Below are 20164 nucleotides of genomic sequence, written 5' to 3'. Positions count from 1 at the left end.
CCCAAACACACCATCCCCAACCAACACACCAAAGCCACCCACAACGCCCTCACCAACCTCAACCACCAACTCACACACACCACCAGCACAAACAGCCGATAGCCACCCGCCACACCTCGTACCCGACCAGCAGCTCGCGGCTCGCGCACAGACCACCTGCTCACCGCCAACTCCCGTGAAGTCGACCGCGGGAGCTGGCGAACCGGGCCACCCGTCGAAACCGTCCCCCGTGACGGGCACGACCCGGGACCTGCCCTTCGGGGACCGCACACAGCCCTCCGCCCGCCGCTCCAACTGCTCCTGCCAGCCGTGCCCCCTCCGCGCACCGCCGGCCCCGCGCCAACAACGCCCGCCCCAGGCCTACCGGCTGTCACCCCGGCCCGGCACAATCACCCGTATGACGATCACCACGAGCGCGCCGCCCCCGCGCAGCACTCCGGTCGCCCTCGCCCGCAGTTTCCTGACGGGGGCCGTGATCGGGGGCTCGCTGGCCGCGCTCGTGGTCGGTGTGGTCGTCGAGAAGGTGCCCTTGTTCATCGGGGGTTTGGGACTGCCCGTCGTCTACGGCCTGTTGCTCCTCCTCGCCGGCGCGCCGAGGCGGGCCCGGGAGGCGGAGGTCGTGCCCCGGACGGCGCTCGCGGTGATCGAGAGTCGGCACGCCGTCGGGGGTGAGACGAGCGAGGTGCCGGTGCGGTTCGATCTCACCGTCGCACCGGACGACGGGCCGGCCTTCCGCGTCGGGATCACTCAGGACATCAATCTGGTCGACCTCCCCGACTACCGGCCGCGCGGCGTCCTGGTGGTGAAGTATCCGCAGGACAGGCCTTGGCAGGTGAGGATCGTGAAGCGGCCGATCCCGGAGTGGGAGGAGCGGGCGGCCGGCGCTCAGCTGGATTCGGCTCCCGAGTCGACCAGGGTGACCGAGCCTTCCGAGGGCCGTTCGACCGGCTTCGTCGGGCTCTTCGGCCTGTTGCTCGCCGCGGCTGCCGTGGTCTTCCTGTTCCACGTGGACCTGTTCGAGCAGCAGGACTCCGCCTCTCCGGCACCGACGGTCACTTCGACGTGGTCGACCACGGTGGTGTCGTCCGGGACCGGCACGGTCTCCCTAGGGCCGGACCAGTCGTTCCTCGACGACGGCGAACTGCGCAAGGCCATCAACTCCCTTACCGAGGGGAAGGATCCGCGCCAGGCGATCACCGTCTTCGCTCAGGAGCGCGTGCTGTCGGTCGTGTTCTCCCCGAGCGGCACGAAGGCCCCCCAGTTCGATCCGCTGTCCCTGCCCTACGAGCGGTTCCCGGCCCTGGTCAAGGAGGCCGAAACCACGCTCGGTGTCCACTCCCCGACGTCCTGGCAGATCACCGCCGACCACCTCGCCGGCTCCCTCACGGTCAGGGTCGGCGTGACCGGGCCCGAGGGCAGTGCCTCGCTGGAGGCGAACGGTGAGGGCCAGGTGGTGCGACGCACCCCGGCACGCTGATCACCCGCGCTTCACCCGCGCTCAACGCGCTTCGACATCAAGACTGCTTTCCACCGGCGGACTTGGGCCAGCCGCTGCGACTCCCCCACCGGCCCGGACGTGGTAGATCTCGCGCACAAAGGATTGCCACGGCAACGAAGAAACCCCGGCGGACCGTACCCGGAGGGACAGGAGGAGGACGCATGGGCTGGCACGACTATCTGGTGCTCTGGTGCGGGGTGCTCGGCACCTTGGCGCTGCTCGGGTACGGGCGGTCGCTGGCGGGGGTGACCCGGGCCCAGCGGACGGTCCGGGTGACGGGGCGGATCCAGCGGGTGCAGGAGCCGCGGCACAGAGGTTCCGAGGCGGACGGCATAGCGATCGTCGTCACCTTCCAGGACCCCTCCACCGGGCAGCAGTTCACCGTGACGAACGACGGTGACTGCGGCGACAGGATCAACACGGCCTGGACGGGCCGGGAGATCGGGATCCGCTATCCGCCCGGAAGACCGGACGCCTTCCGGTTCACCGACGACCTCCGGGCCGGCCGCTACGGGCTCGGCTGGCCGAACTTCGCGGTGTTCCTGATCTACGTCGGGCTGGTGGTCGTCGCCGCGAGCGACTGGGGCTGGCCGTGGGCCCTGATCGGTGTCGGCGCGCCGTGGAGCGTGTTCCTCGCGTGCTCCCTGCCCCAGGATGTCCGCCGGGCGCGGAGCCGGTTCGACACCCTGGCCGCGATGGTTCCGGTGCCGGGCCGTGTGGTCGCCGTCGTGAGGAGCGTCCGCACCGACGAGGACGGCTACACGTCCACCAGCCAGACACCGGTGGTCGCCTTCACCACCCACGAGGGCACGGCCGTCACCGCCTACTGCTTCTCAGGCCTGCCGGACCCCACCAACTCGTACGGCCGGGACATCACGATCCACTACTCCCCCGCCGACCCGGCCGACTTCACCCCGGACCTCGCGGCCGCACAACGGTCCTGGCGGAGCGGAGTCACCAGCGGCATCGTGGGCGTTCTCGTCACGGCGTCGGCGGCAGTCGCGGGAGCGGTCCTGCTCTGACGCCCGACGGCCGTGGCACCGATCGGCCCGCGAACCGTCCTCAGTCACGGGGCCGGTCCCAGAGCCGTCGTCGGCCTGCGGCATCCTGGCCCGATGAATGAGCCGAGGGCCCAGTGGGTCAACACGACACATGACTGGTCGAGCGCCGTCGATGCGGATCATCTGGCGCGCATCAGGCGGAGCCCGGCGGAGTTCGCTCCGGGCGGATCGTGGCACCTCGTCCTGGAAGTCCTCGCCTATGCGGCCGACGAAGCGTCAGGCAACGGCGGCGGGCGCTGCGTCCTCGTTCTCCACGCCGACGGCTCGCTGTCCGTCAGGGACGACGGGCGGGGCACCGACACCCGGGTGGACGAGCGGGGCCGCAGCGTGAAGAAGCCGGTCATGGCGACGAAGGACCTCCGGTTCTTCGACTTCCCGCAGGCCGAGGTGCTGCCCGACGGTCATCCCCGGCGCGGCATGTCCGTCGTGGCGGCGCTCAGCGACTGGCTCGTCCACACCAACCGCCGTCTCAACGGGGCCTGGACCCAGCGCTACGAACTCGGCGTCCCCGTCACCGGCCTGGAACCCGTCGAGGTGGACGGCACGACCGGGACAGTGGTCCACTTCAAGCCGGGCGCACCGGTGAGCTCGCTCACCGGCCCGACGCTCACCGGCCCGACGGCGGACGACTTGGCACGCCTGGCCGCAACCTGGCCGCAGTTGGAGATCCAGCTCGACGACCGGCGTGAGCCACACTGACATCCGAGACGTCCGAGATACTCGACCGGCAGCCGTCCGGGCTCCCGCGTCTCAGGTCAGGCTCGCGGCCTGTTCCCCTGCCTTCCGGGGCGTCCTCGCGCGACGCGGGAGCAGCAGCGGGGTGGCGAGGAGGAGGACTCCGGCGGCGGCGATCGCGGTGCGGGGGCTGGTGGTGGCGGCCAGCAGACCCCACAGGGCGGTGAGGGCCGCGATGGCGGCACTGCTGCTGATCGACCATGCGGCGAGGGTGCGGGAGAGCTTGTCGGGGTCGATCTGTTCGAGCCGGTGGGTGGCCAGCAGCGGATTGAACAGGCCGCAGCAGGTGACCAGCCCGAGCTGGACGGTGACGATGAGGACGATCCCGGGGGCGCCGGGCTGGACGAACGCCAGCCCGATGGGCCAGCACGCGCGCAGCACTCCGGCGGTGAGCAGCGTCCGGTGCTGTCCGAAGCGCGTCGCGAGCGGGCGGGCGAGGCGTGAGCCGAGCAGACCGCCGACGCAGGGGGAGGCGAACACGAGGCCGTACTGCCAGGGTGCGTAGCCGAGCCGGCCGAGGAGGAGTACGGCCATCAGCGGTTCGGCGGCCATGATCAGGCCGTTGACCACGATCGCGTTGAGGAACAGCGGTCGCAGTGTGGGGTGGGCGAGGATGTGGCGCCACCCTTCGAGCAGGTCCCCGGCGCGCAGCCGCGGTGCGCCGGTCGGCGCGGGGTGCGGTTCGGTGCCGCCGATGGCGCGGATGCCGAGGGCCGAGAGCAGGTAGCTGAGGGCGTCGGCGACCACGGTCACCACCGGGCCGAACAGTCCGATGGCGGCCCCGCCGAGCGGTGGCCCGACGGTGGTGGCGGTCCACGTCGTCGATTCGAACCGGCTGTTCGCGACGAGCAGGTCCTGGGTCGGCACGAGCGTCTTGAGGTACGCGCCGCTGGCGGCCTTGAAGGCGATGTCGGCCGCGGCGGTGACGACGGAGACGACGAGGAGTTGGGCGAAGCTGAGCCGGCCGAGCGCGAACGCGGCGGGGACGCTCAGCAGCACCGCGAACCGGATCAGGTCCATCGCCATCATGACCGGTCGTTTGCGCCGGAACTCCATCCACGGACCGAGCGGAACGGCGACCAGGGCCCCCACCGCCCGCCCCGCGGCGGACAGCAGCGCCACCTGGGTCGGTCCGGAGTGCAGCACGACGATCGCGAGGAGGGGGAACGCACCGAATCCGAGCCCCGAGCCGTAGGAGCTGACCGCGAACGCCGCCCACAGCCATCCGAACCGTCGCCCCAGTGCCCGCCGCCCGTTCATGCCCGTACGCCTTCCGCCGATCCGAACAACCACCCGCTGACCACCGGCATCAAAGCGGATGGCGAATGGCGGGATCAAACAACCGATCCGCCGGGAAGGCACAACCATCCGTTGTGTGGACACGATGGGCCGGCGCGGATCTCGACGCTGTGCGGGTGAACGGCGGCGGCTTCGACCAGCTGCCCTCGTGGGAGCGTGCCGGAGGCACCGGCACGACGAGTGCACGGTGCCTCCGGGCCGGGCGGGTGGGGTCAGGCGCGCATCAGGGCCCAGGCGCCGAGGCCGCTGCACCCGCCGGCGCTGTACGTGGTGGCGCGGAAGCCGGCCGGGATGGGCGAGCCCGGGCAGGTCCACAGGCCGACGCGCGCGAGGTTGTGCCGCCAGGACCCGACGCCGTTGCAGCCGTTGCGGATGTAGTCGGTGATGACGTAGCCGCTGACGACCGGCGATCCGCCGCAGGTCCAGATCCCGTCCTTGGGGAGGTTGTGCCGCCAGGAGCCGATGCCGTTGCAGCCGGTCTGGATGTGGTCGGTGATGACGTACCCGGGGATGATCGGCGAGCCCGAACAGGTCCAGATCCCGTCCTTGACCGGTTCCTGGTACCAGGAACCGGAGCCGTTGCAGCCGGTCCGGTCGTAGATGGTGATGACCCATCCGGACTGGACGGGCGCGCCGGAGCAGGCCCACTTGCCGGGGCCGCCCCAGCCGGCCGGCTGGGCCGCCGCACTCGACGTCCCGGCGGCGGTGCCCGCGAGGACGAAGGCCGCGATCAGCGCGAGGGCGCCCAGGGTGGCGCCGATTCCCCTGCGGACGACGGCAGTTGTCAGGTGCTTCCACAAGTGGCGGTCAGACATGGTCAATTCACTCCAGTCCTAGCGGCGGGCAGCACGATGCGGCCCGTTGACGGGGGAACCCGGGATGGAACGGCCACACCCTACGGGGAGGAAGTGTGCACAAAATGTGCCGATCACACGAACAGGCAATCTTGGCCCAAAGTCGCCCTTCGCACGGGAGCCCGTCCGGTCGGGGCGGTGGAAGCTGCGGTGTGGCAACCCTGCGGGGAGGGCCGCGCGGTCGATGCCGAAAGCGTCTGCGCCTGGCACCCGCAGGTCAGTCGGAGCAGAATCACGTCCATGTTCACGACCAATCGCCTGACGATACGCCAGTGGCAGCCCGAGGACCGCGAGCGGGCACTCGACATCTACTCCCGCTGGGAGGTGACGCAGTGGCTGGGCCGCGATCCCCGCACCCTGGAAAACCTCACTGACGCCGAGGCGGCGATCGAACGCTTCCGCTCCCGCTCGGCCGACCCGCGCTTCGGCACCTGGGCGGCGGAACGGAAGGACACCGGCGTGGTCGCCGGCTCCGTCCTGCTCATCCCGATCCCGGACGGCGACGGAGAGGTCGAGGTCGGCTGGCACCTCCACCCGGACAGCTGGGGTCAGGGCTACGCCACCGAGGCCGCGCAGGGCGCCGTGGCCAAGGGATTCGCGGACGGCCTGGCCGAGATCCACGCGGTGGTCCGGCCGGACAACCGGCCGTCGCTGGCCGTCTGCCACCGGCTCGGCATGACCGCGCTGGGCCGCACCACCCGCTGGTACGGCATGGAGTTGGAGGAGTTCCGACTCACCCCCTGACGGGGGGTCCGGGCGAGGACAGCCCGTTCGGCTCGCCCGTCGCCCGGGCGGGCCGGTCCGCCGGAGCCCGGCGCCGATCCGGTGACGGGTGGTCAGGTGAGGTCAGTCCCGGGGATCGTCCCGTTCCCGTGTCACTATCTGAGCGTATTCAGCCCGGATAGGCCGGTTCGCCCCCTTGAGGAGGACTTCGCATGCGTCGTCGCACGACCCGCCCCGTCTTGACCGCAGCCGTCGCGCTGGCCCTCGTGCCGCTCGCCGGCTGCACCGGTGTGGGCAGCGACGCTGCCGCTCCGGCGGTCGCCGCACCTCCCCCGCCGGAGCAGGCGTTCGGCCCGAACTGCGCCGCGCTGCCGGCCGACGGCCCCGGGAGCCTGGCCTCGATGGGCGGCATCCCGGTGCTGTCCGCGATCGACCAGACCAAGGACCTTAGCGCGATGTCCTCGCTGATCAAGACGGCCAAGGCCAAGGACGTCTTCGACTCGATGGACAACGTCACCGTCTTCGCCCCGAACGACGCGGCCTTCGCCAAACTGCCGGAGGACCAGAAGAAGGCCCTGGGCGCCCAGCCCGGCGCGAGCGACCTGCTGCGCCGCCTGATCGTGGTCCGGGACCTGCGCAAGGCCGATCTGGCGGACAAGTCCTACACCTCGCTGCAGGGTGCGGTGATCAAGGCGACCGGCAGCGGGGACGACTACCGGATCGGCGGTGCGCAGGTGGTCTGCGGCAGCATCCGGACGGCGAACGCGCGGCTGGCGGTGTTGGACCAGGTACCGGCGTTCGGCTGAACGAGCTGAGCGCACTGAGCGAACCGGGACGTCGACATACGGGTCACGGCGGGTGCTCCCCACCCCGACCCGTCGTCCCGGGCGGGTTCCCGACCAAGGTCCTCCGGGGCAGGAACAGCAACTCCGTCGCCGCCCGCAAGACCCGGCCGAGGCATCCCAATAGGCCAATAGCAGGGATTCTCACGTAATGATCAGATGACACGGTCGTGAGTGGCCGCTGCCCACTGTGACCTCGGTTATTCCTGGTCGCGCACGCGTGCTGACGCGTGATCGCGAGAGGAGGCGCCGGTGCGTCCGGTGCGGTCGTTGGTCGACGGTCCAGTGTCCATGCTGCTGCGTGGCGTCCTCGCCCTGCTGTGCCTGGTGCCGCAAGGAGGGTTCGCCCTCGCCGCCTCCGTGCACCCGCAACACACCGCCCCGCGCCTCGTCGAACGGAACCGCGCCCAGGCCTCCTGCACACCCTCCGGCACCAACACCAACTGCGTCCGCTTCACCTACAGCGGTGGTGACCAGACCTTCACCGTGCCGGCCGGGGTGAGCAGCGTCCACGCCCGCGTCTTCGGCGCCGGCGGCGCCGGCTCCCCCCGCCCCTACTACACCGGCCAGTACGGAGGCGGTGGCGGCGGCTACACCACCGGCACCCTCGCCGTGACGCCCGGCCAGCGGCTCACCGTCACCTCCGGGCAGGGCGGCGTGCTGAACAGCACCAGCTCGACGTACGGCGGCGGCGGCGCCGGCGGCCAGGGTTTCACGGACGCCTCCGGCGCCAGCGCGACGGGCGGCAGCGGCGGCGGGCTGAGCGCCGTGTGGAACGGCGCCTACGGGACCACTCCGCTGCTCATCGCCGGTGGTGGCGGCGGCTCCTCGCCCGGCGCCGACGCGACCACCCCGGCGGCCGGTGGCGGCGGCGGCACCAACGGCGGCCAGGACAACCAGCCCGCCGCCTCCGGCCGGGGCGGTACCCAGACCGCGGGCGGCCCAGCGGCCACCCAGACAGCCTGTGCGGCCGCCACCGCCGGCAGCCAGTACCAGGGCGGCCGCGGCGCCAGCAACAGTGGCTACGAAGGCGGTGGCGGCGGCGGTGGCGGTTACTACGGCGGTGGCGGCGGCGCCTGCCAGCGCTCCGGCACCCTGGACGCCAACGGCATGGGTGGCGGCGGCTCCGGCTACAACCGGGGCACCGGCGTCACCAACACCCAGACCTCCAACGGCACCAACAGCGCCGGCAACGGCCAGGGCGGCACCTCGGGCGGCCGCACCGACGCCCAGTACGTGCGCGGCATCGGCGACGGCGGCGGCTACTCCAACGGCGGCAACGGCGAGGTCGTCATCGAGTGGCAGACCACGGTCGGCCTGTCCATCACCAAGACCGCCGACAAGGCCGGCTACGTCCCCGGCCAGCCGCTGACCTACACCATCACCGTCCGCAACGCCGGCCCCGCTCCCGCCGTCGACGCGGCCGTCCGCGACGCCCTGCCGTCCGCGCTCTCGGGCTTCACCTGGACCTGCGCGGCCGCCACCGCGAACAGCGCCTGCGGCACGTCGAGCGGCTCGGGCAGCCTCGACACCACGGCCACCATCGCGGCCAACGACAGCGTCACCTACACCGTCACCGGCACCGTCCCGTCCTCGACCACCGGGACGCTCAGCAACACCGCCACGGTCACCCGCCCCGCGGCGAGCACCGACCCCAACTGCGGCCCGACCTGCTCCACCACCCTCGACACCCCGTCGCGGCCGACCACCGGTCTGTCCGTCACCAAGACCCCGGACAAGAACCCGTACATCCCCGGCCAGCCGCTCACCTACACGATCGTGGTGAAGAACAGCGGCCCCTCCGACGCCACCGGAGTGGGCGTCAGGGACACGCTGCCCGCCTCCATCCAGAACTTCACCTGGACCTGCGCGGCCGCCAGTGGCAGCAGCTGCGGCAGCACCGCGTCGGGCACCGGGAACATCAACACCACCGTCGACATCGCGGCCGGCGGCCAGGTCACCTACACGCTCACCGGCACCGTCCCGGCCGACGCCACCGGTTCGCTCGACAACCGCGCCACCGTCACCCCGCCGGGCGGCGGCACCGACCCGGGCTGCACCCCGAACTGCACCAGCACCGCGAACCCGATCCCGCCGGGCGGACAGGCCACCCTGGGCATCTCCAAGGTCCTGCTCACCAACCCGGTGGTGCCCGGGCAGCAGATCCAGTGGCGGGTGACGGTGACCAACAGCGGGCCGTCGCGGGCGCGGAACGTGGTGGTCAGCGACACCGTGCCCAGCGGAGTGACCGGCGCTTCCATGAAGGCCGACACCGGCGGCGCCAACTGCCCCATCACCAACGGAACAGCAACCTGCCCGGCCGTCGAGATCCCCGTCGGCGGCTCACTGTCCTGGACGCTCACCGGCACGCTGTCGCCCGACGCCACCACCACACCCACCAACACCGCCACGGTCACCGGCGGACCCGACCCGGCGACCCCGACGCGGACGGCGGTGGCCTCACCGACCGCCGCTCCGTCGCCGCAGGCGAACCTGACAGTGTCGAAGGCGCTGCTGACGAGCCCGGTGGTGCCCGGGCAGCAGGTGCAGTGGCAGGTGACGGTGACCAACAACGGGCCCTCGCGCGCCCGGAACGTGATCGTCAGCGACACCGTGCCCAGCGGGGTGAGCGGCGCTTCCATGACCGCCGACACCGGCGGCGCCAACTGCCCCATCACCAACGGAACAGCAACCTGCCCCGCCGTCGAAATCCCCGTCGGCGGCTCACTCACCTGGACACTCACCGGCACCCTCGACGCCAACGTGACCACCACACCCACCAACACGGCCATCGTCACCGGCGGACCCGACCCCGCGACCCCGACCCACACCGCCGTCGCGACCCCGTCAGGCTCGCCGTCGCCGCAGGCGAACCTGAATGTCTCCAAGGTGCTGGTGACCAACCCGGTCGTCCCCGGACAGCAGATCCAGTGGCAGATCAGCGTCACCAACAACGGCCCCAGCGAAGCCCGCAACATCATCGTCACCGACCAAGTGCCAACCGGCGTAACCAACGCCAACATGGCAGCCGCAGACGGCACAACGTGCCCCATCACCAACGGCACCGCCACCTGTCCGGGGGTGAACATCCCCGTCGGTCAAACACTCACCTGGACACTGACCGGAACTCTCGGCACCGATGCCACGGCGACACCGTCCAACACCACGATCGTGACCGGCGGCCCCGACCCCACCACACCCACGCACACCGCCGTCGCATCTCCAACCAACTCGCCGTCGCCGCAAGCGAACCTGACCGTCTCGAAGGCGCTCGTCACCAACCCGGTCGTCCCCGGACAGCAGATCCAGTGGCAGATCAGCGTCACCAACAACGGCCCCAGCGAAGCCCGCAACGTCATCGTCACCGACCAGGTACCGACCGGCGTAACCAACGCCAACATGGCATCCGCAGACGGCACGACCTGCCCGATCACCAACGGCGCGGCGACCTGTCCGGCCGTCCAGATCCCCGTCGGCCAAACACGCATCTGGACACTGACAGGCACCCTCGACGCCAACGCGACGAGCACTCCCACCAACACCGCCACCGTCACCGGCGGCCCCGACCCGGCGACGCCCACCCACACCGCCGTCGCCTCACCGACCACCACCCCTTCGGGACAGGCGAGCCTGACGGTGTCGAAGGTGCTGCTCACCAACCCGGTCGTGCCCGGGCAGCAGATCCAGTGGCGGGTCAGCGTCACCAACAACGGGCCGAGCACGGCCCGGAACGTCGTCGTCACCGACACCGTCCCTGACGGCGTCGCGAACCCGTCCCTGGCCCGGGACACGGACGGCAGCCTCTGCCCGATCACCGGGAACCGGGCGACCTGTCCGGCCATCGATCTGGCCGTCGGCCAGTCGCAGTCGTACACCCTCACCGGCATCCTGGCCTCGGGCGCGACCACCACACCCACCAACACCGCCATCGTGACCGGTGGCCCGGACCCGGCGACGCCCACGCACACCGCTGTCGCGACCCCGTCCGCCTCGCCCTCGCCGCAGGCCAGCCTCACGCTCTCCAAGGTGCTGGTCACCGGCTCCGCAGTGCCGGGCGGCCCGATCCAGTGGCGGGTCACGGTCACCAACACCGGCCCCTCCCGGGCCCGGAACGTGGTCGTCACCGACACCGTCCCCGCCGGCGTCCTGGACCCGACCATGGCTGCGGACGCCGACGACACCCCGTGCCCGATCACCGGGAACCAGGCGATCTGCCCCGCCGTCGAGCTCGCCGTCGGACAGTCGGAGTCGTACACCCTCACCGGCACGCTCGACCCGAACGCGACCATCACTCCCACCAACACCGCGACCGCCACGGGTGGTCCCGACCCGACCACTCCGACACACACCGCCGTCGCGACCCCGTCCGGTTCGCCGTCCCCGCGGGCGGACCTGTCGATCGCCAAGGTGCTGCTGACGAGCCCGGTGGTGCCGGGCGGCCCGATCCAGTGGCGGGTGACGGTCACCAACAACGGCCCCTCCCGGGCCCGGAACGTGGTCGTCACCGACACCGTCCCGGCGGAGGTCCACAATCCGGCCGTGGCCGCCGACGCGGACGGCACGCCGTGTCCGATCGCCGGCGGCACGGCGACCTGTCCGGCCATCGAGATCCCGGCCGACGGCACCGCTTCCTACACCGTCACCGGCACGCTCGACGCCGCCGCGACCGGCACGCCCGTGAACGTCGCCTCCGTCTCCGGCGGCCCGGACCCCAACCCGTCGAACAACACGGCGACGGCGACTCCGACCGAGACGGCCCAGCCGCAGGCGAACCTGACCGTGACGAAGATCCTGCTCACCGACCCGGTGGTACCCGGCCGGCCGATCTCGTGGCAGGTCGCCGTCACCAACCGGGGGCCGTCGACCGCCCGCGACGTGGTCGTCAGCGACCGCATCCCGGACCAGGTGGTCGGCGCCATGATGACCGTGGACGCCACGGGCTCGTCCTGCCCGGTCAGCACCAGCACGGCGACGTGCCCGGCGGTGGAGATCCCGGTCGGCGCGACGGCGACCTTCACCCTCACCGGCATGCTCGCCCAGGACGCCACGGCCGTGCCCGGGAACACCGCGACCGTCACCGGCGGGCCCGACCCCGCCACACCCACGCACACGGCGGTCGCCAGCCCCTCCGGCGCCGTCACCCCGCAGGCGAACCTGACGCTCGGCAAGGTGCTGGTGACGAACCCGGTGGTGCCCGGGCAGCAGATCCAGTGGCGGGTCACCGTCACGAACAACGGTCCTTCGCGGGCCCGGAACGTCGTCGTCACGGACCGGATCCCGGCGGGGGTGTCGAGTCCGACCATGACGTCCGAGACCGACGGGGCCGCCTGCCCGGTCGCGGGCGGCGTCGCGACCTGCCCGGCCATCGAGCTGGAGGTCGGCCAGTCGCACAGCTACGGCCTGAGCGGCGTCCTCGACCCCAACGCCACGGTCACCCCCACCAACGGCGCCACCGTCACCGGCGGCCCCGACCCCGCGACGCCCACCCACACCGCCATCGCCTCGCCCACCGCCACCCCGTCGCCGCAGGCGAACCTGACCGCTTCCAAGATCCTGCTCACCGATCCGGTGGTGCCGGGCGGCCCGATCCAGTGGCGGGTGACGGTCACGAATAACGGTCCTTCGCGGGCCCGGAACGTCGTGGTCACCGACCGGATCCCGGACGGCGTCGACAACCCCGCGATGACCGACGACACGAGCGGGGCCAGCTGCGTCATCGCCGCCGGTGTCGCCACCTGCCCGGCGGTCGAGCTCCCCGCCGGGGGCACCGCGAGCTGGACGCTCACCGGCACGCTCGACCCCGCCGCCACCAGCACGCCCGTGAACACCGCGGTCGTCACCGGCGGGCCCGACCCGGCCACACCCACCCACACCGCCGTGGCCTCACCGACCGGTTCGCCCTCCCAGCAGGCCCGTCTGACGGTCTCCAAGGTGCTGCTGACGAGCCCGGTGGTGCCCGGGCAGCAGATCCAGTGGCGGGTGACGGTCACCAACAACGGCCCCAGCCAGGCGCGGGACGTGGTCGTCACCGACCGGGTGCCCGGCGGGGTGTCCGGTGCCTCGCTGACCTCGGATTCCGACGGCGCCGTCTGCCCCGTCACGGCCGGGGTAGCGACCTGCCCCGCCGTCCAGATCCCGGTCGGCGCCACCCACTCGTGGACGCTCACCGGCACACTCGACCCCGCGGCCACCAGCACACCGGTGAACACCGCGGTCGTCACCGGCGGGCCCGACCCCGCCACACCCACCCACACCGCGGTCGCCTCGCCGACCGGTCCGCCGGTCCAGGAGGCCCGTCTGACGGTCTCCAAGGTGCTGCTGACCTCCCCGGTCGTGGCCGGCGCGCCGATCTCCTGGCGGGTCAGCGTCACCAACGACGGCCCCTCTCGGGCGCGCAACGTCGTGGTCACCGACCGGTTCCCGCAGCAGGTGGACCACCCGGTGCTGACCTCCGACGCCGACGGCACGCCCTGCCCGGACAGCGGCGGCGTCGCCACTTGCCCGGCGATCGACCTGGCCGTCGGCGCCACCGCGACCTACACCCTCAGCGGGACCCTCTCGCCGGACGCGACGGAGGTGCCGATGAACTCCGCCGTCGTCACCGGCGGCCCCGACCCGGCGACGCCCACGCACACGGCCGTGGCCACCCCGACCGAGCCGATCACCGTCCGGCACGACCTGCACCTCGTCAAGCAGGTCTCCCCGGCCAAGCCCAACCCCGGTGACAAGGTCACCTACACCGTCACCGCCACGAACCGCGCCGGCGGCACCTACCACGGCGCCGTCGTCGTCGACGACTTCACCGGTGTCCTGGACGCCGCCGGCTACGACGGTGACGCCCACGCCACCATCGGCCGGATCTCCTACAGCCCGCCACGTCTGACCTGGACGCTCGACCTCCGCCCCGGAGCCACCGAGACCCTCGTCTACACCTTCACCGTCAAGTCCGACGCCGGCGGCAAGCGCCTCGACAACCGGATCGTCTCGCTCGGCGACGGCAGCAACTGCCCCGCTTCGCCGAACCGATCGCGTCGCTCGGCCCAGGAGGTGCCGGAGCCGTCGGCGACCACCGGCGGGCCATGCGCCACCAGCGTCACCGTCAACCCGTCGCAGCCCTCGCCCAGCCCCACCGGCGGGCCGCTGCCCCCCACCGGGTCGGACCCCATGCCCCTGGCGGGCCTGGCGGCCTTCGCGATGCTCGCCGCGGGCGGCCTGCTGCTGACGCTCCGCCGGACCCGCCGCTGACCGCCGTCCTGCCGGTCCCGGGCACACCTGGGACCGGCAGGATCCCGCTTCCGTCGAACAGTGCGACCTCGGCACCCCGGGCTGATCGCCCGCCCTGGACAAGGATCGGGGCTCGTCCCGGTGAAACCGGCACGAGCCCCGATCCTTGTCCCTCACCCGCACGAGGCGGGCGGAACCCTCAGCAGATCCGCGGGAGTTGCTCCCCCATCGGCAGGTCGATGACGCGGGTGCCACCGAAGGGGGTGCGGCAGACGACCATGCCGGGGTGGTCCACCACGCACTCGCCGATCACCGCCGAGCGCGCACCCAGCGGGTGCGCCCGCATCGCGGCGAGGACGGCGTCGGCGTGCTCGCGCGGGACGAAGGCGACCAGCTTGCCCTCGTTGGCGACGTAGAACGGGTCGAGGCCGAGGATCGCACAGGCGTTGGCGACCTGCGCGGGCACGGGGACGGCCCGCTCGTTCACCACGACGCCCACCCGGGCGGCCTCGGCGATCTCACCGAGTGCCGCCGCGAGGCCGCCCCGGGTGGGGTCGCGCAGCACGTGCAGGTCGGGTGTGACGGCCAGCATCGCGGCCACCAGTGTGCCGAGGGCTGCGCAGTCACTCTCGATCTCGACGCCGAATTCCAGGCCCTCGCGCACGCTCATGATGGCCACGCCGTGCAGACCGATCTCACCGCTGACGATCACCACGTCACCCGGGGCGGCGCGCTGCGGCCGGATGTCGACTCCGGCGGGGACGAGCCCGATGCCGGCGGTGTTCACGTACACGCCGTCGCCGTGCCCGGCTTCGACGACCTTGGTGTCGCCGGTGACCACCTCCACCCCGGCGGCCCGGGCGGCGGCGCCCAGCGCCTGGGCGACGTGCGCGACCACGGCCGTCTCCACGCCCTCCTCCAGGATGAAGCCGCAGGACAGGTAGGCCGCCTGGGCCCCGCTCATGGCCAGGTCGTTGACGGTGCCGTTGACCGCGAGGTCGCCGATGCTGCCGCCGGGGAAGAAGAGCGGCCGCACGACGTAGGAATCGGTGGAGAAGGCGAGTCGGGCGCCGCCGAGCTTGACGACCGCCGAGTCCGCGAGCCCGGCGAGCACCGGCCCGCCGAAGGCCGGGGCGAACAGGTTCGCCACCAGTTCGGCCGACAGCACCCCGCCTCCGCCGTGCCCCATCACCACCCGGGGGTGGTCGCGCAGCGGCAGTGGGCAGCTCCATCCGAGGATGTCCGGGGCGCCGCCGGCGCCGCTCAGCGCCTGGGTCTGGGTCTCAGCCAACGGGGCTCGCCTCCCGGGCGATGCCCGGCGCGTCGAGCCGCCGGTAGAGGTAGTAGGCGGCGCAGGCGCCCTCGCTGGAGACCATGGTGGCGCCGAGCGGGGTGCGCGGGGTGCAGGCGGTACCGAAGGCCTCGCACTGGTGCGGTTTGAGCAGCCCCTGGAGGACTTCCCCGCTGCGGCACTGCGCGGGTTCGACGGTGGTGATCCGCGCGACGTCGAAGCGGTGCTCGGCGTCGTGGTCGCGGTAGCGCGGGGAGAGCCGCCAGCCGCTGTCCGGGATGACGCCGATGCCGCGCCAGGCCCGGTCCGTCACTTCGAAGACGTCCTCCAGCATGGCCCGGGCCGCCGGGTTGCCCTCCGGGCGTACGGCCCGCGCGTAGGCGTTGTCGACGGTGTGCTCGCCGTTCTCCAACTGCCGTACGGTGCGCCGGATTCCCTCCAGGATGTCGAGCGGTTCGAAGCCGGTGACGACGATCGGCACCCGGTGACGATCGGCGAGCGCGGGGTATTCGTCGGTCCCCATCACACTGCACACGTGTCCGGCGGCGAGGAAGCCCTGGACCCGGCACTGCGGCGAGTTCATGATGGCCTCGATGGCGGGTGGCACCCGTACGTGCGAGACCAGCATGCTGAAGTTGCCGATGCCCCGCTTCCTGGCCTGGTGCACCGCCATGGCGTTGGGTGGTGCGGTGGTCTCGAAGCCGATGCCGAAGAAGACGACCTCCCGGTGCGGGTTCTCCTCGGCGATCCGCAGCGCGTCCAACGGGGAGTACACCACCCGGACGTCGCCGCCCGCGCCGCGCACCCGGAAGAGGTCACGGCCGGTGCCGGGCACCCGCAGCATGTCGCCGAAGGAGCAGAAGATCACCTCGGGCCGGGCCGCGATCTCCAGCGCCTTGTCGATCACCTCCAGCGGGGTGACGCACACCGGGCAGCCCGGTCCGTGGATCAACTCGACCTCAGGTGGAAGAAGTTGATCGATCCCGTGTCGGATGATGCTGTGCGTCTGGCCGCCGCACACCTCCATCAGCGCCCACGGCCGGGTGACCGTCGCCCTGATGTCGGCGAGCAGGCCGCCGGCCAGCTCGGGGTTCTGGAACTCCTCCAGGTATCTCACCGCCCCTCCTCCCGCTTCGCCGAGGCCTCCGAGGCTGCCGCGGCAGCGGAGGCCGCCGCGGCCTCCCAGGGGTCGCCGAACTCCTCCTGGAGCAGGCCGAGTTCCTCGAACAGCTGCAAGGTCCGGCGAGCCGACTCCTCGTCCAGCCGCTGCAGCGCGAACCCGACGTGGACGATGGCGTACTCGCCCACCTTCAGGTCCGGCAGGTACTCCAGGCACACGTCCTTGACGACCCCGCCGAAGTCGACGACCGCCATCCTGGTCCCGTCGCGTTCCGCGATCTCCAACACTCTTCCGGGTACCGCCAGGCACATCGCGGTCTCCCTCCTCTCTCCGGTTCCTCCGAACCTGCCGAACTCCGTGCGGGCGGCCACTCAGCCGTCGGCCCGCGCCGCCACCATCAACTGGCCGAGCGCGAGCCCCGCGTCGTTGGGCGGCACCCGGCGGTGCCGCAGCACGGTGAACCCGTCCTCCGCCAGGCCCCGCGCGCACGCCGAGGACAGCAGCGCGTTGGCGAAGACGCCGCCGCTCAGCGCGACCGTCTCGGTGCCGTGCCGCCGCCTGATCCCGGCGCAGACCGCCCGCACCAGCGCGGCCACCGCCGCATGGAACCGGGCCGCGATCAACCCGGGCGGCGCCCCTGCCGCCAGATCCGCCACCACCGCGGCCAGCACCGGCCCCGGTCGGGCGGTCACCACCGCGCCCTCGTCGACGAGTTGGAACGCGTAGCCCTCCCCCGGGCCGGCCGCCGGCCCGTGCGCGAGGGCGGCCGCCTCCAGCTCGATCGCCGCCTGCGCCTCGTACCCGGCGTTCTGGCAGACCCCGGCCAGCGAGGACACCGCATCGAACAGCCGGCCCATGCTGGAGGTCGGCACGCAGTTCACCGATCGGTCCAACTGCTGTGACAGCAGTCGGAGTTCTTCAGCCGGGCAGGAGCGCACCGGCGGCAGGCCGGCCGCCCACGGGATTCCTGCCGCCCGCAGATGGGCCAGCGCCATCCGGTACGGGCGCACCACGGCCGCGTCGCCCCCCGGCAGCGGAACGTAGTCGAGTCCGGCGAGGCGCCGGAAGCCGCGGTAGTCCGCCAGCAGCGCCTCTCCGCCCCACACCGCGCCGTCCACTCCGTAACCGGTGCCGTCGAAGGCGATCCCGATCACGGGCCGGGTGCCGTCGAGGCCGTGTTCGGCCATCACCGAGGCGATGTGCGCGTGATGGTGCTGGACGTACCGCACCTCACGGCCCCGGGCCGACCTGCGCACGTGCCGGGCGGAGCGGTAGCCGGGGTGGCGGTCGACGACGAGCACTTCGGGCTGCACGCCGGTGACGGCGCCGAGGTGGTCGACCGCGCGGTCGAAGGCCCGGAGGGTGGCGAGGTCGTCCATGTCGCCGAGGTGGCCGGACAGCCAGGCGTGGCCGTCCCGGGCCAGCGCGAAGGTGTTCTTGAGGTCGCCGCCCGCGGCCAGCGCGGGCCGCACCGGTACCGGCAGGGGCACCGGGAGCGGCACGTAGCCGCGCGAGCGCCGTACCGGCAGCGGCTGCCCGTCCACCACCCGCACCACGGAGTCCTCACAGGGCACGTGGATGGGGCGGTCGTGGGTGAGCCAGCCGTCGACCAGCGGGGCGAGGCGGGCGAGGGCCTCCCGGTCGTCCGTCACGATGGGCTCGCCGGACAGGTTGGCGCTGGTCATGACCAGCAGCCCGGGGCCGGGAGGGGCGAGCAGGAGGTGGTGCAGCGGGGTGTACGGCAGCAGGACGCCGAGGTCGGGGCTGCGCGGAGCGGCTGCTTCCAGCTCCGCGAGCCGGTGTGCCCCCCGGCGCAGCAGCACGATCGGCCGCACCGGGCCGGTGAGCAGGTCTTCCTCGACGGGCCCCAGCTCCACCGCCCCGGCCGCCGCCAGGGCTCTGAGCCGGTCGAGGTCGCGGGCCATCAGGGCGAAGGGCTTGTCGCCGCGCCGCTTGCGTCGGCGCAGCAGGGCGACGGTGTCCGCGTCGGTGGCGTCGCAGGCCAGGTGGTAGCCGCCGATGCCCTTGACGGCCAGGACCGCTCCGCAGGTGATCAGGCGCCGGGCCTCGGTGAGCGCCTGCTCGCCGTCGAGCACGGGGAGCCCGGGGACGGACAGGGTGAGGGTCGGGCCGCAGGTGTGGCAGGCGACGGGCTGGGCGTGGAAGCGCCGGTCGGCCGGGTCGGCGTACTCGCGGGCGCAGTCGGGGCACATCGCGAAGGCCGCCATCGTGGTGTTGGCCCGGTCGTACGGCAGGGCGGTGACGATGGTGTGGCGGGGCCCGCAGTTGGTGCAGCTGATGAACGGGTGCCGGTAGCGGCGGTCGGCGGGGTCGGCCAGTTCGGCGAGGCAGTCGGCGCAGGTGGCGGTGTCCGGGGGGATCTGGGTGCGGTGCGGTCCGTCGGCGCGGGAGGGGGTGATGACGAAGCCCGGTGTGCCGGTGACGGCCAGCGGCTGGTGGTCCACCGAGGCGACGTCGGCGAGCGGGGGCGCGTCGCTGGCGATGCGCCGGCAGAACGCCGTCACCGCCTCGTCGGGGCCCTCGATCTCGGCGAGCACGCCCTCGCCGGTGTTGGTGACGCTGCCGGACAGCCCGAGTTCGGTGGCGAGGGTGAAGACAAACGGTCGGAAGCCGACGCCCTGGACGAGTCCGCGCACGGCGACCCGGCGGCGCTGGAGCAGGGGCGGCTGCTGGTCCGTGGTCACGGCAGGTCCACGGCCGGGTGCGGGTGGTCGTGGGCCCCCGCGTGGGCGTGGTCGTTGCCGTGGTCGTGATCGTGGTCGTGGTCGTGGTGGTTGCCGTGGTGGTGGTTGCCGTGGTCGTGGTCGTGCGCGCCGGCCATCACCGGCCGGTGGACCTGCGCGCCGGCCAGCACCGCGAGCGCCCGGTCCAGCAGCGCCCCGGCGCCCTGCCCGGTGCGGGCCGAGGTGAAGACCACCTCCACCCCCGGGTTGACCCGAGCGACGCTCGCGAGGAAGGCTGCTTCGTCGAACTGCGCCGCGACCGCGAGGTCCGCCTTGGTGACCAGCACCAGGTTGGCCAGTCCGAAGGCGGTCGGGTACTTGAGCGGCTTGTCCTCTCCCTCGGTGACCGAGGCGAGGACGACCCGCAGCGACTCGCCGAGGTCGTAGGAGGCGGGGCAGACCAGGTTGCCGACGTTCTCGACGAACAGCAGCCGGGTGTCCGGCGGCAGCCAGCCGGCCAGGTGCCCGCGCAGCATCGCCGTCTCCAGGTGGCAGAGGCCGTCGGTGAGGACCTGCTTCACCGGCGCGCCCGAACGGGCCAGCCGGCGCGCGTCGTTCTCGGTGGCGAGGTCGGCGGTGAGGGCCGCGACGGGCACCTCCCGCTCCCGGGCCAGGCCGAGTTCGGCCTCCAGGAGCGCCGTCTTGCCGCTGCCCGGGCTGGACAGCAGGTTCACCACGACGGTGCCCCGAGCGGCCAGTTCCGCCCGTAGCCGCCGGGCGTCGTCGTCGTTGCGGGCGAGAACCGCCTGCCGGAGATCAACGGTGCGACACAT

General features: G+C 72.5%; 13 protein-coding genes. 6 read left to right on the top strand and 7 right to left on the bottom strand.

Features of this window, described 5'->3' with window-relative positions:
• Positions 1–397 precede the first annotated feature (397 nt).
• From ACFVTF_RS36975 to ACFVTF_RS36965, 3 genes are all read left to right on the top strand, one after another.
• On the top strand, positions 398–1477 hold the full coding sequence (locus ACFVTF_RS36975) for a hypothetical protein (protein ID WP_387818506.1): 1080 nt from the start codon (positions 398–400) through the stop codon (positions 1475–1477).
• Between the two features lie 182 nt (positions 1478–1659).
• The gene (locus tag ACFVTF_RS36970) at positions 1660–2520 is read left to right on the top strand and encodes a DUF3592 domain-containing protein (RefSeq protein WP_387818504.1); all 861 of its coding nucleotides are present in this window, start codon (positions 1660–1662) and stop codon (positions 2518–2520) included.
• A 93-nt stretch (positions 2521–2613) separates the two neighbouring features.
• On the top strand, positions 2614–3258 hold the full coding sequence (locus tag ACFVTF_RS36965; RefSeq protein WP_387818502.1) for an ATP-binding protein: 645 nt from the start codon (positions 2614–2616) through the stop codon (positions 3256–3258).
• A 51-nt stretch (positions 3259–3309) separates the two neighbouring features.
• Here ACFVTF_RS36965 and ACFVTF_RS36960 read toward each other — a convergent pair whose 3' ends face one another.
• Positions 3310–4554 carry an MFS transporter gene (locus ACFVTF_RS36960; RefSeq protein ID WP_387818500.1) on the bottom strand — a complete coding sequence of 415 codons (1245 nt, stop codon included), beginning with the start codon at positions 4552–4554 and terminating at the stop codon, positions 3310–3312.
• A 251-nt stretch (positions 4555–4805) separates the two neighbouring features.
• The gene (locus ACFVTF_RS36955) at positions 4806–5408 is read right to left on the bottom strand and encodes a hypothetical protein (RefSeq protein WP_387818498.1); all 603 of its coding nucleotides are present in this window, start codon (positions 5406–5408) and stop codon (positions 4806–4808) included.
• Between the two features lie 279 nt (positions 5409–5687).
• Between ACFVTF_RS36955 and ACFVTF_RS36950 the strand changes: the two genes are divergently transcribed.
• From ACFVTF_RS36950 to ACFVTF_RS36940, 3 genes are all read left to right on the top strand, one after another.
• Entirely contained in the window at positions 5688–6191 is a 504-nt protein-coding gene (locus tag ACFVTF_RS36950; protein WP_387818496.1) for a GNAT family N-acetyltransferase, read from the top strand.
• 191 nt (positions 6192–6382) lie between these two features.
• Positions 6383–6976, top strand: coding sequence for a fasciclin domain-containing protein (locus ACFVTF_RS36945; RefSeq protein WP_387818494.1), 594 nt, complete (start codon positions 6383–6385; stop codon positions 6974–6976).
• Positions 6977–7303: 327 nt separating this feature from the next.
• The gene (locus ACFVTF_RS36940) at positions 7304–14257 is read left to right on the top strand and encodes a hypothetical protein (protein WP_387818492.1); all 6954 of its coding nucleotides are present in this window, start codon (positions 7304–7306) and stop codon (positions 14255–14257) included.
• A 178-nt stretch (positions 14258–14435) separates the two neighbouring features.
• Here ACFVTF_RS36940 and hypE read toward each other — a convergent pair whose 3' ends face one another.
• The 5 genes from hypE to hypB are packed head-to-tail and all read right to left on the bottom strand — an operon-like array spanning position 14436 to position 20164.
• Complete coding sequence (hypE, locus tag ACFVTF_RS36935) at positions 14436–15527, bottom strand: hydrogenase expression/formation protein HypE (protein WP_387818490.1); 1092 nt, start codon at positions 15525–15527, stop codon at positions 14436–14438.
• Complete coding sequence (gene hypD / locus ACFVTF_RS36930) at positions 15520–16644, bottom strand: hydrogenase formation protein HypD (RefSeq protein WP_387818488.1); 1125 nt, start codon at positions 16642–16644, stop codon at positions 15520–15522. The genes hypE and hypD overlap by 8 nt, the downstream gene beginning before the upstream one ends.
• Positions 16641–16958: a HypC/HybG/HupF family hydrogenase formation chaperone gene (locus tag ACFVTF_RS36925; RefSeq protein ID WP_387818486.1), complete on the bottom strand. Its 318-nt coding sequence runs from the start codon at positions 16956–16958 to the stop codon at positions 16641–16643. Before ACFVTF_RS36925 ends, hypD begins: the two co-directional genes overlap by 4 nt.
• Positions 16959–17018: 60 nt before the next feature.
• Complete coding sequence (hypF, locus tag ACFVTF_RS36920) at positions 17019–19352, bottom strand: carbamoyltransferase HypF (RefSeq protein WP_387818484.1); 2334 nt, start codon at positions 19350–19352, stop codon at positions 17019–17021.
• Positions 19349–20164 (bottom strand): hydrogenase nickel incorporation protein HypB, encoded by an 816-nt coding sequence (gene hypB / locus ACFVTF_RS36915; RefSeq protein WP_387818482.1) that lies wholly within the window; start codon positions 20162–20164, stop codon positions 19349–19351. The genes hypF and hypB overlap by 4 nt, the downstream gene beginning before the upstream one ends.

The sequence above is a fragment of the Kitasatospora sp. NPDC057940 genome, from assembly GCF_042887425.1.
In the GTDB taxonomy this organism is placed as follows: Bacteria; Actinomycetota; Actinomycetes; order Streptomycetales; family Streptomycetaceae; genus Kitasatospora.
The sequence above is the reverse complement of the archived record's forward strand: the minus strand, read 5'-3'. Positions and strand labels throughout refer to the sequence as shown.

What these genes read in the sequence shown, in the direction of transcription:
- ACFVTF_RS36955 (WP_387818498.1), bottom strand. Translation starts at nt 5,408, where the DNA reads ATGTCTGACCGCCACTTGTGGAAGCACCTGACAACTGCCGTCGTCCGC.
- hypB (WP_387818482.1), bottom strand. Translation starts at nt 20,164, where the DNA reads ATGTGTCGCACCGTTGATCTCCGGCAGGCGGTTCTCGCCCGCAACGAC.
- ACFVTF_RS36970 (WP_387818504.1), top strand. Translation starts at nt 1,660, where the DNA reads ATGGGCTGGCACGACTATCTGGTGCTCTGGTGCGGGGTGCTCGGCACC.
- ACFVTF_RS36965 (WP_387818502.1), top strand. Translation starts at nt 2,614, where the DNA reads ATGAATGAGCCGAGGGCCCAGTGGGTCAACACGACACATGACTGGTCG.
- ACFVTF_RS36940 (WP_387818492.1), top strand. Translation starts at nt 7,304, where the DNA reads ATGCTGCTGCGTGGCGTCCTCGCCCTGCTGTGCCTGGTGCCGCAAGGA.
- ACFVTF_RS36950 (WP_387818496.1), top strand. Translation starts at nt 5,688, where the DNA reads ATGTTCACGACCAATCGCCTGACGATACGCCAGTGGCAGCCCGAGGAC.
- ACFVTF_RS36945 (WP_387818494.1), top strand. Translation starts at nt 6,383, where the DNA reads ATGCGTCGTCGCACGACCCGCCCCGTCTTGACCGCAGCCGTCGCGCTG.
- ACFVTF_RS36925 (WP_387818486.1), bottom strand. Translation starts at nt 16,958, where the DNA reads ATGTGCCTGGCGGTACCCGGAAGAGTGTTGGAGATCGCGGAACGCGAC.
- ACFVTF_RS36975 (WP_387818506.1), top strand. Translation starts at nt 398, where the DNA reads ATGACGATCACCACGAGCGCGCCGCCCCCGCGCAGCACTCCGGTCGCC.
- ACFVTF_RS36960 (WP_387818500.1), bottom strand. Translation starts at nt 4,554, where the DNA reads ATGAACGGGCGGCGGGCACTGGGGCGACGGTTCGGATGGCTGTGGGCG.